General features: G+C 35.0%; 8 protein-coding genes. All 8 read right to left on the reverse strand.

Annotation, left to right across the window (positions count from 1 at the left end; all coding sequences use genetic code 11):
• Window positions 1–200: 200 nt before the first annotated feature.
• Window positions 201–4,538: a coiled-coil domain-containing protein gene (locus tag FZC76_RS22405; RefSeq protein ID WP_148990312.1), complete on the reverse strand. Its 4,338-nt coding sequence runs from the start codon at window positions 4,536–4,538 to the stop codon at window positions 201–203.
• Window positions 4,539–4,552: 14 nt separating this feature from the next.
• Window positions 4,553–5,278 carry a DUF6063 family protein gene (locus FZC76_RS22410; protein WP_148990313.1) on the reverse strand — a complete coding sequence of 242 codons (726 nt, stop codon included), beginning with the start codon at window positions 5,276–5,278 and terminating at the stop codon, window positions 4,553–4,555.
• Window positions 5,279–6,838, reverse strand: a complete 1,560-nt coding sequence (locus tag FZC76_RS22415; RefSeq protein ID WP_148990314.1) for a hypothetical protein — start codon at window positions 6,836–6,838, stop codon at window positions 5,279–5,281.
• Window positions 6,816–7,868 (reverse strand): Wadjet anti-phage system protein JetD domain-containing protein, encoded by a 1,053-nt coding sequence (locus FZC76_RS22420; protein WP_148990316.1) that lies wholly within the window; start codon window positions 7,866–7,868, stop codon window positions 6,816–6,818. The genes FZC76_RS22415 and FZC76_RS22420 overlap by 23 nt, the downstream gene beginning before the upstream one ends.
• A 351-nt stretch (window positions 7,869–8,219) precedes the next feature.
• Window positions 8,220–10,106, reverse strand: coding sequence for a hypothetical protein (locus tag FZC76_RS22425; protein WP_148990317.1), 1,887 nt, complete (start codon window positions 10,104–10,106; stop codon window positions 8,220–8,222).
• Entirely contained in the window at window positions 10,090–12,144 is a 2,055-nt protein-coding gene (locus FZC76_RS22430; protein ID WP_148990318.1) for an McrB family protein, read from the reverse strand. Before FZC76_RS22430 ends, FZC76_RS22425 begins: the two co-directional genes overlap by 17 nt.
• Complete coding sequence (locus tag FZC76_RS22435; RefSeq protein WP_148990319.1) at window positions 12,128–13,432, reverse strand: hypothetical protein; 1,305 nt, start codon at window positions 13,430–13,432, stop codon at window positions 12,128–12,130. The genes FZC76_RS22430 and FZC76_RS22435 overlap by 17 nt, the downstream gene beginning before the upstream one ends.
• 490 nt (window positions 13,433–13,922) lie before the next feature.
• Window positions 13,923–15,104 (reverse strand): Abi family protein, encoded by a 1,182-nt coding sequence (locus FZC76_RS22440; protein ID WP_187442196.1) that lies wholly within the window; start codon window positions 15,102–15,104, stop codon window positions 13,923–13,925.
• Between the last annotated feature and the right edge of the window lie 302 nt (window positions 15,105–15,406).

The raw sequence follows: 15,406 nt of genomic DNA on the forward strand, positions 1-15,406 counted from the left end.
AAAAATATCCGAATTCGGATATTTTTTATGATAAATTATTTGTAAATGCTTCCTTACATCTTTAAATTCAATTTTGGCAATGCCAATCTCAAAGTTATATATAATTTGATTATCCAAGTATTTTTATAATCAAAAAAAGGAAAAAGCTCAATTAAATAAGTCTCTTTCCTTTAGATTTTAACTCTCTATTAATAGTTTGACTATTTCACATAAAAAATACTATCCAATTCAGCCGCCAGTTTATCCTTGTGTTTCTCTGTACTTTTAAGGAAAAGGTGGCCTCGCTGAAGCACGTACTGGTTGCTGATGACCGTATCAAAGTCCCTTTGAAGACCCTTTTCCTTCAGGCCGGTAAGGCAAAACAGCTGTGTATTGGTTTTTTTCGCTAGCGATATCATTGGCTTAACCACGTGATCTGAACTTGCAGCTCCAAACGGATTATCCAGTACGATGAATTTCCAGGCACCTTCCTGTGAGAACCGTTTTTTTCTTAGATGATTAACCAGTGATAGAAACATCGATATCCTGGTTGCGTGTTTCTCTCCTCCACTCCACTTGGAAACCTCATCCCATAGATAGTAGTCTTTACCAAGTAGATCGTTCCGGTTTTTCAATGCCTTTAAATGGCAGCGGGAAATGGCAGCATAACAGTTAATGATATTCACCATATTCACTTTCCGCTCAAACGCATCGGCCATATCCTTTTCTAAAACATTTTTATTCTTGAGTTCCACCTGTTCTTCGAGTATTTCATTGACGAAAGATTCTAATTCCCTTTTCCCTTCCTCTAAGTCTTTCTTAGGCCAGTAGATAGTAAACAAGGAACGGTTTTCTCCATTTTCTTCTATTTGGGAACTTTTCGGAATCTCCATAATGTTTTTATAGAACTTATCAGCTCTTTCGTACATATCATCGATGATGTTCTGAAGCCTCTTGTCCAACTCCTCTTTACGGAATTCGATACTTTGCTCATAATCCTGTATTCCTTCGAGAATTTTAACGAATGTGGCAATGATTTCTTCGTAGTTGTCAGAAGAACGTTCTATTATCTTTGTTATTTCGTATGTCATTTGTGAAAGCGAGGCATTGCCTGTCTCTTTGACATTATCGGCAAGTTTCCTTGTCTCTTCTTTGAGGTCAGCACGCTTATCTACTAACATTTCAATTCTATTCTGAATTTGTCCCCTGTATTTCCTTACATCCGTAATTGGTTTCACTTTATTCCATTCTCCATCGTTCAGCGGTTGGGCATACTCCTCTCCCATTAGGAAATCTCTACCTTCTTCCGTCTCTTCGATTGCCAGTCTGTTTAATTCCAATTGTTTTTTTGCAGCTCCCTCCCTCTTTTCTAGATTATCTATATTGGAAAGGGACAATTCATATTCACTAATGAAAAGTGTGTATTCTGCACCCGGCTTAAGGCCATATTGATATACCTCTTCATAAACCTCTTCGATAGCTTCCTTATGTCCTTTGTACTTTGTTTCTGCAACTACCATTTTTTCATAAGTTTCCTCTTTTGCTTCTCGTTCTTCAGACAGGCGATCATCTAGATCTTTCAGTTCCCTTTCCGCTTCTTTTAATACCTCTTCATCGTAATCCAGATGGGCATTTTTCATACCCGCCAAGGAATATCCATTCCTTTCTATTTCCTCTATCGACCTGTCAACGAGCCCTTCAAAATTCTTTTTTGCACCCTCCAGGTCCTCAATAGCTTTGGTTTCTATCGCAAACTCTTTCTTTAGAGATTTGTATTCCTCCTTCACCATCTCATACGATTCTTCTGTTGCTTCAATGCTTGATTCTACCTCTTCGTATCCATACTCTTTCTTATCCCTTTCCAATTCATTTTTTCTCTCTTTTTTCCCATCAAACATTCTTGAAGCCTCTTTCTGTTCTTTCTCTCTCATTTCCCGTTGGTTTTCTAGCAATGTTATGGTATTATTAATGCCTTTTATTTCTTTCACCAAATACTTCTCCCGTTCCATTGTCTCATGAATGGAAGCGTATCTTTCCATAAAGCTATTTAAATCTCTGACCTCGGAATCCACCCGCTCCTTTTCTTTCAATTTTTCTTTAGACGTAGTTGAAATGATTTCTTCCTCGGAACGGTTTTTTTCCAACTCTTCCTTCAGTCTTTTCTTTTCCTCATTTAAAAAGTTCCCGAGTTCCATGATTTCCTTTACTTTAGTTCTTAGATCTTTTCGAGAATTAATATCGTAGCTTTTCCAGAATTGGTTCAAGTCATTTTCATATTCTCTTAATAAATTCAGTTTCCCGTCGAATTCCTTTTTGCCTGATACCAAACCTTCTATCGTTTCCTCTATCTCCTGCAAATAACTATCCCAATCTTCTTCTCTTAGACGGACATTAAACCGATGGAATACATAGGATGAACTTTGCAATGGAAAAATCGTTTCTTTGTCTTCCTGCTCCTCCATCTTGGTCTTATCAATCAGGAATATAGGGATTGAAGTTTCCTCTTTATACCTATCCAAGACTTTCCTGACTTTATTCAGCTGGGATTTTTCAATCAAAATGGACACCGGAAGGAGGGGATTCTTTTTCAAAAGTGCCTTTTTATCGGCTTCATCCATTGCTACTTTGGCTATCCACTCCACACCCAATGTTACGTTCACATCGTTCTTTACCAAATGGGTTTTCACCGATTCCAGTTCACTGTGGATGTGGTATCCCTTCAATTCGATAATTTTTTTTATCTGCTCAAAATGGTTCTCTTTTACAGAGAGCGAAATCATTTCCTTTTCATACTTCTTCTTTTCGCTGGCAAGTTTTGCCCTGATTTGTTCTTTTGCCAGCAAGAGGTTGTCCGGACGGATTGTCAAATGACCAAATGTTTTATCCATTAAGTTTATTTCTGTATCTGCAAAGATTGAAAACTCGGTTTCTGCTTTTTCAAGGTCTTCTTTATTATGAATAATGCTATTTTCATTTTTGTCTTGCTGTTTTTCTAGTCCTTTTATCTCTTCTGTCAGTTTTTTCAGATCGCTTTCGAATCCTTTTAATGCTTTCTCCAAATCAGTAGATAGTAAGGCTAATTTTTCTCTTGTTTTTGGCACATCTTCGTCCCAATCGGCCAGCATTTTCTCCTTAAGTTCAAGTTTTTCCCCGATGTACCGCTTGATTTCATCCCTAGCTAGTGCAAGATCTGTGGAAAGGTCCCTTTCCTTTCGATCTTCTTCTTTTATTTTTTTATTGATGTCGTTCAGCAAATTGCCAGCATTTTTAAAATTGTCCTTCGCCTCTTTCATTTCTTCTGTCAGCTTTGTTACCATGTAGAAATAGCGGCGAGATACAATGCTGCGTGTTTCAAGCAGCTTTCCTCTTCTCTCTCCCGACTCTAATCGTGCAGTTTTCAGATCAGCATCCACTCTCATTTCATCCGCTTTCCACCTTTTATAATCTCCATAGGCGCGAGCAGCCATCTGATCCTTTACTCTCCTTCTGTAAAAATTTATTTCTATCTCCGTATCATTGAAAATTCTCTCATCCTCTTCGTAAACTCCCTTAGCTACCAAATACTTTTGAAGAAGCTCGTATGCCTGATAGGACTTTATCTTCCACTCCAAATGCCTTTTTGTTTTTTGGACTTCCTCGATTTCCCTGGAGATCTCAGTTATTTTCCTTTTATTCTCCTCAGTGTCAATCAACAATGTCTTATAAAGTCTGCCAAACATTAATTGAGTATTCTCCAACTCTTCTTTCAAGTTGTTATAACATTCGCAAGCGTCGATTATTTTGTCCGAACTGGCGGTGATCATCTCAAAATCACGCAAGTTTTTCCTTAGTTCCGGAAGCTCCATCAAGCTGTCTTTATACTGCATGAAAGAATTGAGGATGGCATTCCGTTCTTCGTCATTTCGGTACAAGCTGTCCATCAACGAAGGGATTATCAATTTTTCCAAAAGCTTTTGGGTTGTGGCCGTATTATCAAAAAAATCGGTAACTCCACCTTCTTCGCTATTGATAATGGAGATGTTGCTCCACTCAGAAGACAGTATCCCATAGTCTTCCAATGCTTCTTGATAGGAGATGTTGGTGTCCGGCATCCGGATTCCCCTTACTTTTTTCAATCTTTCCCTCATAGCGGTATAGCCAGTAACATTTCCGCTTATCGCAAACGGAAGGTCTTCAATTCTTAATGCGTCTTCATAGTCATACTCGATGATGTAGTTAAAATACCTATACGGAGTGTCATTAACCTTTTTCTTTTCCCCAGTGTTATTAAAACAGAATCCTGTCAAAAAAAGAGGACGGTATTCGTCATCTGGTATCCATTCAACTGCGACGTGGACAGTTTCGCCTTTTGCCACATTCTCAACCATGGGTCTTCCCTGCATCGTATGGTTCGGGAGGACAACTTGGTGTATCAACTGGATGATGCTTGATTTTCCTCCCCCGTTCTCCAAGAGGAAGAGACTATTATTCCCGTACAGGTTATACAGCTTATCGCCAATAATTTTTATTCCATCATCTAGTTTTATATTGGAAACCCTAATCTTACTAATCCTCGGCATTCCTTCTCCCCCTCTTAATTACCCTCGTTCAAGAGGTTTTTAATTTCATTAATTCTCGTTTCTTGGTGATAGTATGTTCCTGCTATATCTTTCATCTTTCCGGTCAATGTAATTTCTTCATTATCCTTAATGATAAGCAACTTCTCTTTTTCAAGAAACCCAAGGATTTTTAGCAGAAACCCATAATCCCTTTTATGTGCCTTCCTTATCTCTTTCACTTTGTCAGTCACTTCGGATAACCCCTGCCAGACTTCTATTAATGCAGTCAAATTCAACTGGTGCTCTGTCGATAGCTCTATTAATCTATCTTCCGGAAGTTTCCTGAATTTTTCTATCTGTTCCTTCACTGTCAAAAGCAAATCATCCACCCTCATAAAGGAGCGGGGTTCCCCGGTAATCATAAATTGCTCGCCAAAAAACTCGCTGATTAGGTTAATCCATACAAACTGGGCAAAATAAAGCTGGTTGTTAGCCTTAAAACCAAAATATTCCCTTAATTCCTCATTCCTGTAGGCAAATATATCATTATCGGTATCCGGCACGAAGTATAAGGTATTGTTAACATAGAAAATTCTTGCTTTATCCACCGGCTGAAAGACAGAATGGAGAATGTCCCTTACATCAAGGTCAAAATAGAGCGCAAACAGTTCCGGATCTTCCTTCCTTGTCATTTCCCCTTTAAACATTAGTGCCTGGTACAGTTTATAGGCTTTTATCAGCAAATCCCTATTGTATTCCATTTAGTCAACCTTCTTTCTTAACACGTAATCACTCACTATCGTATTGTCCAGGAATTGATACGTTCTATCCGTTTCATACATTTCAAATTCGCCGATTGCTAGTAAAGCATCGTTCTCCCGGGCCATTTGGGCAATCATTTTGTTTTCCTCGCTGTCGTAGGTTAATTCCTCTTCACTGAGCAGCTCGAACTTTTTATGTTTTGACTGGTGTAGCTTTATGCTGACATCGAGAAATGTCTGTTTCTTTTCCTCCTCAAACTGGACGTATGCCTGAAAATCTTCTTTTCTCATTTGTTTTAAAAGATCGGTTATGAAATAAAACTCTTTTTCTGCTAATGGGAGTAGGATGAATTCCATCATTTCTTTTTCCTTACGAAACTCCTCCATCTCTTGTAGCTCCCTTTCCCTCTCCTGTCTTTCTCCTTCTTCTTCGTCTATTTCTAACAACTTTATCTCTTTTTCGTCTGACTTACTTCTGATTGTTTGTGGTCCAAAAGCCCGGAACGGATTATAGACTTTTTTAACCTTTAAAGGCATCAATGGGTTAAGAATCTGCCTTGCTTTTTCTTCTGTGACTTTCTTCTCCACCCAGTTATCTATCACTTCTTGATGAAAATTGAACCGCTTAGAAAACGCATTTTCAATCAATAGCTGAATAGAATCTGTGAGAGTGGATAAAAGTTCGAACTTTTTCTTCAATAAAATTGCGTGCCTGGATGCCGCCCTATCCAGCAGAGTATCAATTTGAAGGATAGTATCATATTTCTTCCTGTCTTTCTTCCCTAAAACACCATTTATGTAGTTTGCCTTCACCCTCTCGATGTTTTCCTTTAAATCGCGTATCTGCTTCTTTTCTTCGCTTGTCTGATGATAAGAGCGCTGGTATCTGTCTTCTAGCTCTTTTCTGTTAAAAGCGGAAAGTACATTCTGCTTCACTTTGCCCTTGTATTCTTCGATGGACATTATTTGTGAATCAATCTGAAACATTAAATCCTTCGTAATGTTCAATACCTGTGAAAAAGCCCCCTTATCAAGCTGCTGTTTGAAATAAAGGAGTGTAATACTAATCTGCATTTCTGAATATACTTCCTTCGTTTTGAATAAGAGCTCGATTCCCTTTTCCGTGAGCCTGAGGTTAACTTCTTTCTTTGCGTAGTTAGCATACGACCAATTGTCCGTATCAATGAGTTTAAAATGAATGTATTTCTTTGCCTTCTGGTTGTAGTCCATAAATTCGTAAATGAAGTCCTTGCCGTCATTCCTTAGCTTTTCATCTACTATGTAAGTTCTAAATTCATTGATTTCCTCATGATTGTATTGGATGTTGTACATTTCCTTCAGCAGTTGGCCCAGGAATTGGTTTAACTGGTCCTTGGTCACATTCCCTTTATCTGTCAGCATCTTTTCAAGGATGAATAGGAGCACGCTGAATCCAATCTCTATCAAATCTAAATCTTTGTATTTCAAATTTTTGGCTTGATTAAGCTGGTAGAGCGGCATAAATAGAACCATATTCTGATATCTTTCCGTCATACCCTCAAAAAGTTTTTCCAGTTCCATCAGACAACCTCCTTAACCTTTCGATGTTAAGCGCTTCTTGGGGGACGTATTTCTTATTCTCTAGGTATTGCAGAATTTCAACCTGTTCTTTTTCCTGAAAGATTGATAGAAAATAATCTATCGCGTCCCTGTTCCATGTCTGGTATGTTTCCACTTTGCTCCCTTTCCGTCTTTCCCAAAGCACTCTGTAAAACCCTTCGAATAAAAGAATCTCTCTTTCTGTTGCTTTTCTCAGACGATCATATATATCGATTCCTTCCGGATCAAAATCACCGAAGTAGTATATAGGAGTGGCCTTAGGAACACCGAGCTCCTCCAGGAAGGAGATGGAGCTGGTTATTTTATTGCCTTCCCCGTAAATTAGCATCGAGATGGTTACCCCTTCCCAGGAACGTACCCCATTGATAAAGAGTTTTTTGAAACTTGTGAAGGTATCTTTGTTTTCGACTATCAGGATAGAACCATCAGGGCTGGATGGGGAACCATAATAAAAAAAGGGCTCATACGTACGAAAACAATATAGGTCTTCCATCGTGATATTTATAGTAGACAACACCTTTTGACCATGAGAACTTAGCAGGAGCTTCTCAGCTCCAAATAGTTCAAAGGAACGTTCGTTAACGGAGAGGAAAGGTTCACCTTCCCTTATCGAACTCAAAAAACCACTGATCCTCTTAAGGATATCTTTCTCTTTTTCATACCGTGCTGGATCATTGATATAAGGGTTCATTGCCATCTTAAAATGATAAGAATTATGGATTTCATTCTCCTGTTCTTTCGTTATTTCCTGCTTCCTCTTCACTTTTCTGTATTTATCCGCTATCTTCATGTTCATCGAGTACTTCTTCGAACTTTTTACTGCTTCTATTTTTTGTTCTTTTTCCAAAGCAATTATTGCTTCTCCCAATTCCTTGTAAAAGTGTATCCCTATACTCCCACCGTTAGCTTCCTTTAAGAATCTCTCCAATTCCATTAATCTGATATATGCCTTCTTATTTGTTGCAAGGAATTCTTCTATTTTTTTCTTCAAGTCTCCCACCTCATTTACTATTATAATCCAAAAACGGGATAAACACCCACCTTCAATGACCTTCTCAATGCCAGTTTTATATTTAAGTGGAATTGTCAACCTGAGCGAATTAAAAACGCCATTTTCTTTGCTAGTTAAAATTTTGCAATTCCATACGGACCCTTTTTAATACTTCACAAAAAGTGGTTTACAGGTCTGCAATGTTATTTACTAGCCAACAAAGTACAAGAAACTCTTAGATTTCAACAAAATAAGAGGACTAAATAGTGTATATTTAGTCCTCTTAATAGTTGTTTATATTTTTCACCAAAATGAAACCCGGTAATTATATAGAATTATTTTATATACTTTTTAATACACGAGGGGAGAAGGAATAAATTCTTCTAACCAATAATGTAGTTCCTCTAGGACTTCCTTTTCTCCTTTAGTTTCGATTTCGCCATTCTCCTTAATATTGGGAAACAGTTGAATATATAAGAGGGGTTCCACCGTTTTCTTAACATTTGTTCCTTTTTCGCTTCCGTATAAACAGATCACTTGTTGTACCACTTGTCCCCTTGGAGATTTTCTGTTTTTCCCCAAATAAAAAAAGTTATAATAACTGGTTAATTGTTGATATGTGGTGGTAGCATAATCTTCATTATGCATATTTGCTAATTTCCTAAACTTAGCATCAAGTATCAGACTACTTATAAACAACAATTCACCATTTTCTTTCTTTTCGTATAGGTCAAGTTTGATATCGGGTCTTTTCTTTTCCTGTCCCGCAAAAAATAATTCTCCATTTTGTTCAGCGGCGAACTTATCTCCATGATATTTATCATACCAACAATGAATTATGGCTCTATCGTTCTCTAGTTCGAAGAAAGTTTCTGGTGGAATCATGCTTTGATGATATAACTCTATAAAATTAGGTTCAAACCCTTTTTTAATCTGGAAACCTATTTTTTTCAGACTATCCATTACTGAAAATAAACAATAATATTCATATATTTGCCAAAACGGTTTAAGGATTTTCATAAATTGTTTATTATCCGCTTCCTTCTGTTGATAGAGCTTGGACTTTTCATATATGATGTTCAACTGATAATAATTGTTATTCTTTAGAATTGGCTTAATTTTTCCACGTTCAACTTCTTTTAAAAATGAATTATTTATAAGGTAAATCATCCTACTAAAAATGGAACGTAATTGTATAATCCAGTTTTCTTGCTGTTTTGATATTTCAAAGTGCTTTTGAATCTCTTTTTCGATAATTGAAATTTGTGACCAAATATCAATTTTAGTGGTTTTTGAAACCTCTCTTTTGGTGTTCAAATAAGTTTTTCTTTCATGCAAATCCGCTATTTTCTGACGTAAAGAGGATAGTTTCTTTTGCACATCAGAGTGACTGTTAGATATGGTTTCGATTACATGATGTAATTCTACACTCCAGCACGATAAGATATTCTTCATCCACCGGTTTGCATTATGATTGTAATCCACCTTTTTAACTCGGTTATAATAATAAGTTTCTTCTCCAATTCCACTGTTCTTTGCTAACCCATTGTTTGTAGTGCTCCATTTAATCGACCTTCTATTCATTCTACCTGGAAGTAGACTAATTTCATTGCTGCTGATTAAATGGGATAGTGGCTGTTTTTCTAAGGACATTAAAAAATAGAAGATAGATTCCTTTTGGTTGGTGATGTATCTTGCGTAATCATAATACCAATTGGTAAGTATTTTTTCTCCTTGGTCCGTTAAACTTTCATTACTATAAATCAAATCATAGATAATTCCTTCAATTTTTGATTCTAAGTAACTATGAACAGATAGAACTTGTTCGGTTGAGAGATATAAGGGTTTGACAAGAAAAGCAGTTGTATACGTTTGCCCTTTATAATGAACATGAAGGAAATAAGTCCCCATCCTCCAAGGAAAGGTATCATCGGCAGAATGTTTGTACATCAAGTTTATATTGGAATCTAGAGATAGTGGATACACAAGGGTTTCTTGTGTATCCGATGTGTCATAACGAGATGTTTGAATTTCTATTCTAGCATCTTGATCGAAATGTTCAGGATCATCAACATAAAATTTAATTGAAGTGTTTAGTCCCTCGAATAGTACAATGTAGGAATCTTGTTTTATATAAGCACTATAGGGGTAAATATTTTCAAAAATTTTATCAACCCCATTGTCATGATTGATTGCTATTGTGATAGGCAAATCTTTTCCATTACAATGTATAGCCATTTCTTATCAACTCTTTCGCTTTTTGCTCAAGATATAGTAAAGACTTTTCAAATTTAGGTCCCTCATATTTTGTTAAGATTATACCGAGTTTCCCATCTTTTTCGTTCGGTTTCCCCTCATTATCCATCTTGAAAACAAGATTTTCAATTTGGTCACGGTATCCTCGAATTTTCGGTAAAATTCTTTGTTTGATTTGATAATCAAATGCTACATCACGAGATAATAATTCGTTTTCATCTTCATCAAAAGGAACATTTATGAGGTACTTGGAAATAGATTTTACTATCCTGAATGATACACCTGTCTGTGAATCATAATTGCTAATCTGGTCGTGAAGTTCATCCAAGATCTTTAATTCGACATCTTCCAAAGACAATAACCCTTTAGATTGTTTAATCCAAGAAGTAAACAGCTTAAAAGTGATGTTAGAAGGAAGATCTGAAGAAGTTATTTCGTCTTCTTCTCGACTTTTTTGTTCCTCTTCGTAAATTTTCGCTTCTAAAAACCCTTTCTTCTCCAAAATTAATACATTTGATCGGTCTAAAAGCCTATTGGAAAATTCCTTGCCAGTTTCATCAAAATTAGCAGTACCTACAAATAATACATTTTCACCTATTTCGATTCCATCTCGGTATTCTTCTTGACGGCACATTGCTTTATCACTAAACAACTTTAATTTTCTTTGACCTATAGGAGCTTCTAAAATTGAGATAAAATCGCTAAAATAATGCTCAACTTGGCCTAGATTCATTTCATCAAATATAACCATAAACATTTTGTTTTTTTCTTTATTGGCTTTTAAGAGAAAGCTGACTAATCCAGTATCACTTTCCATATAAATACCTGTTTGTTGATTCAAAAAACCTAATACATCCGAAGGTTCTGTAAAAGATGGGCTTACCGGGATAAATAATAGGTTGTCCCCTTGTATTAAACCAAGGGCATCGGCATATAGACGTGCAAGTTCTGATTTTCCAGTTCCACTCATTCCACCCAATATAGTAAATTTACTTGTTTTTAATGAAATATGCAGATTCTTCAAATCATTTTGGTCATATATTAAATCTCTTTCTTCAGCTAATACCTCTAATCTTTCCAAAAATTTATATTCAGGAGGAACAACCTCATCGAAATGTTCCCCCTTATGACCTTCTTGTTTTTCTATAACTTCTAATGGATTAGTTCTTTCCTTTCTTTCTGTAGTTTCGCCTTTCTCCAATTGTTTATAAGACTCAGTAATAATTTCTCCAGATTGATCAATTTCATCAATCAATTCACCTCTATTTTTTGTAGAGATAAAACATAAGTCCTTATATGCTGCCTTTGCCATCGAAAAATGCCAATTGTGTGGCAATGGAATTCGTTTGATTTCTTTAGGTTTCCTACAGATGTAAGTAGTAGTTCTAGCCTTGTATTTTTCAAAAACGTCTGGATCTGGTATGTGATAAATAAAATTATCACATACTATGAATTCTGGAATATCAAAGCTATGATTATACTGTTCTAGCTCTATAGGTTTTTGGTCTAATAATAATTTTTCAAATCGCTTATGCGATATGCCGTTTTTATAATGAGGAATAGCAACATAATGTGTAGATGGCTCTCCTTCATTATCCACCAGTACAATGTCAAAATTATAATGATATCTTTTCTTTTGAGATTCATAATTCAACTTTGGTTTGAAAAGGATTAGTTTATTTTGGAAATGTTTCCTAATGAATTCAATTTTATCTTCAGCAACCTCATAATTTTCACGTCCTAAATAGAGTTTGTTTCTATTATCAAATGTGATATAGACATCCTCTGGGCGTTTCTCTAGCTGCTCTTTTAATATAGATGGTTCATCTGAGTATGCTTTTACATAGAAAACAATACTACCTGGAGCGCCAAATGCTGAATAACTTACTGCTTTACCAGGCTCGCTTCCCAAACCTGGTAAAGTCGTATCATCATCCGCCAATTTCCCTAAAATAAAGCATTCTTCAATGTTCCTCTTATCAGTATGTGAGAGTTCTCTTTGTTCAAATTTCGTCTGCATAAATTAAGACTTCCTTTCTGCTTAAGTGTTGAATAATTTCTTGTATATAAAAAGTAATCTCATATTGACCTAATTCTTCATAACTTACATGGTGTTTTTCTAAAAATCGTTTAAATTGATACCACTCCGTTCCATTTATAAAGGATGATCTAGTTACATACACGATTTGATCCTTGTATGGATTATAGGCGCTCATCTTTATTTCGTTTCTAATTTGCGACGGTAAAATGGTTACGCTTTCAAATGGAGTTCCATTAAAGTGCTCAACATCCTTTGTGACTATAATGAAGTTGTTTTCGGTAATGACTCGATAAAAAAACATTTGTAGTGGTTCGTTCTTTTGGAGAACGTTTTCTAAGGTTGTCACTTTGGTAGTTAGCTCACCTAGCTTAAGTGTAAGAGTTTTTTCTTTGTCTATATGTCTATTCAAGCGATAAATTAAATCAGAGTTTTTCTCTTCTAATCTATTTTTTTCATGTATTAGTTCTTGTAATTTGTTTTCAGTTTTCTTTGTCTCCTCTTCCATTTCTTCTATGTTCAGAGTCAAACGCTCTTGTTCAAGATTTTGAATATCTAGAACAGCAGTTTGAACAAGGTCCTTGTAGTTTTCATCTTTATATCTTTCATTCTTTATTAAAAAAGCAACCAAAATAAAAAGATATATATCATTTTCCGATTTTGCGAAAGCTCGAAAAGCCATTTCTTCATCTTCCACCAAATCTAGCATTCCGTTAAAAATATCTATTGATGATTTTAGGCAATCGTTACTAAATTCTTTTAAAATCTTGATATTTCTTTCGTGAAGGTTATTGACACCCACAATATTACAAATTTTTTCTATAGCTGTTTTACTTAATTCCTCGGATATTCCATAAAAAATGTAACGACCTTGCTTTGTATTAGTGACTGCTGTTTCATAATGTTCTTCGAACTCATTTGGGAATATTTTATAGGCAATTGAGACAATCTCATACTCTCGCAAATCTGTTTCTAATTCTGCACGTCCGGCAAATTCCAAAAACGCTACCTCTAAGATATAAGGATATTTTTCTTTTAAGTCATTAACGATATCTGCCAACCTTTCTTCAAAAGGCAAATAGTTTTTTTTGTTCCCCTTCTTTTTCTGATATCCATTATTTATAGCTGTTTTAATTGTACTACCTAATGTTTTAATTGGAGCCTTGGTCAAATTCCGTTGAAATCCTGTTACACTTAATTTGTATTTATGGCAAATATACGCCATATCTGTTTTATCTAAAATTGATAAAAACCAATCCACATCAATCACACAAATGCCACTCCTTTGTAATTTGAAATGCCTAGTCTAACCCTATATAGAAACGCTTTAAGAACTATTTAGCATTTTTATGCCTCCAGTTAATATTGATGATGTTTAGGTATATTATATCAAATATGTAAAAATTAACAGTTTCAATCTTGAAAATTTTTCAAAGTAATAAGTGAGTGATTTTTATTAATAAAATTGTCCTATCATATGGAAGGATAGGGTGAGCAAAGAAGCTTGGACATTATGGTTCCAAGCTTTGTATATATAATTTTTATAAAAAGCTAATCACTCGTAAGTTTAAGTGCAATTCTTAGAAATGCAAAAGGGGACATTATATACGGAGGTTTTTGATTAATAAAAGGGTGATTACATATTTGCGATTGTAACCACCCTTAATTAATGTATATTATCTCTTTCCCTACCTAGTCATAAGTTATCGAATAGCCGAAAAGGATATGAGCTAAAAATCCAGTGTATAAATATTAAGCTTTTACTTAATGAGATGAGCATACCAATCAAAATCTAAACCCATTAACTTTTCAACCTTTTGATAAGAAGCAGCAGGTATTGTAGAGTTTAACGATTGTAACTCTCTTTTTATTTCATTTTTAAATTTTGTTAATTCCGTTTGATTTAAAAATAAAGATATACAAAACATCAAGGAGTAGATGCTGTGTCTATGGCGTTCAATTTTTTCAAACTGTCTACTGTTTAAATAATTCGTTCCACCTTTTAACCTATTTATTTGTAAAGCTTGAGGAAATTTATTTAAATATCCCATGAATTCATCATCAATAGGGGTGTGAACATTACTACAATAAAACCGTTCATTATGAGCACATGAATTACGAAATAGACCTAAAATATGTATTACTCTTGAAGCATTTAACACTTTTAACTCGTTTGATAAGCTACCACCATTTAATTTTAATTTATCTAATACAAGTAATTGAACATCTAATGTTAAGATTTCAAAATGTTTGCTTACATTGCCGAAAGTCATAATATTGGAAAGTATCCACATAGGCAGGTATGTATGTTTGTCTAAGTAAGAACTAATTGATTTATTTTTTTTCCGTTGCTGACCAATTTGTCTGTACAGTATAGCAATTAAAGAATGAAAAATTTCATCTTTATTTATTATGTAAGATTTGGGATCACGTCTCATTGTATTATTACGTCTTGGATACGTCCCAATTACAGTATATTTATGCCCACTTTTTTCATTCACTACATATGTCTTCACATCAGTTAAATCATAGTAATTACGTCTCAAATACTCACTTTCTCTATGTAAGAGGTTAACTAATTTTAGTTTCTTCCCGTTATCTGTATGGTGTTCATAAAAAGATTGTACAATTACATCTTTGAGACGCTCTTCTATTTTTAATATTCTTTCCAGAAATATCTTTCTTAATTTTTCATCGAATATATACAACGCTTCTAAATGTGATGGCGTTGTCCCTGATAAATAATAATCTTCATTAGGATCGGCATGTGCTGGATAATTATTCCTATCAACCAAAAAAGGGTCTTTATAGGCATTTACCAAATTATAATAATTATACCGTTTGATAACTCCTCGTTCTTTTTCTTTATCTTTTGGTATTGCCATTCCACGACTTCTTAATTTATCTAATCTCCCACGAAGTGTAGTATAATTCTTTTCCATATATTCTCCCCCTAAATGAAAAAACCCCATATATACTCAAAAGGTACATACAGGGTTTTCTAACTGATCTCTAACATTATTATACAAAACTTAAAGAAATATGTCATCAATTTTATATTTATCTCCTATTAAAAACTTTAACAAGAAATCCTTTTTCATTACCAAGGCTATGCAAGATGGAGTATCATCTCACTTTTTTTGGAAACAACTGTACTATGTAAATTATAATCCTAGGAAGGAGATTCTTTTATGGTATCAACATTTGCAATGTGTATGAATTGCGGCTGCAATGAAAAGGATAT

Source organism: Sutcliffiella horikoshii, from assembly GCF_008180725.1.
Lineage (GTDB): Bacteria > Bacillota > Bacilli > Bacillales > Bacillaceae_I > Sutcliffiella_A > Sutcliffiella_A horikoshii_B.

Coding starts and splice junctions, on each gene's coding strand:
- FZC76_RS22405 (WP_148990312.1), bottom strand. CDS start 4,538: ATGCCGAGGATTAGTAAGATTAGGGTTTCCAATATAAAACTAGATGAT.
- FZC76_RS22410 (WP_148990313.1), bottom strand. CDS start 5,278: ATGGAATACAATAGGGATTTGCTGATAAAAGCCTATAAACTGTACCAG.
- FZC76_RS22415 (WP_148990314.1), bottom strand. CDS start 6,838: ATGGAACTGGAAAAACTTTTTGAGGGTATGACGGAAAGATATCAGAAT.
- FZC76_RS22425 (WP_148990317.1), bottom strand. CDS start 10,106: ATGGCTATACATTGTAATGGAAAAGATTTGCCTATCACAATAGCAATC.
- FZC76_RS22430 (WP_148990318.1), bottom strand. CDS start 12,144: ATGCAGACGAAATTTGAACAAAGAGAACTCTCACATACTGATAAGAGG.
- FZC76_RS22440 (WP_187442196.1), bottom strand. CDS start 15,104: ATGGAAAAGAATTATACTACACTTCGTGGGAGATTAGATAAATTAAGA.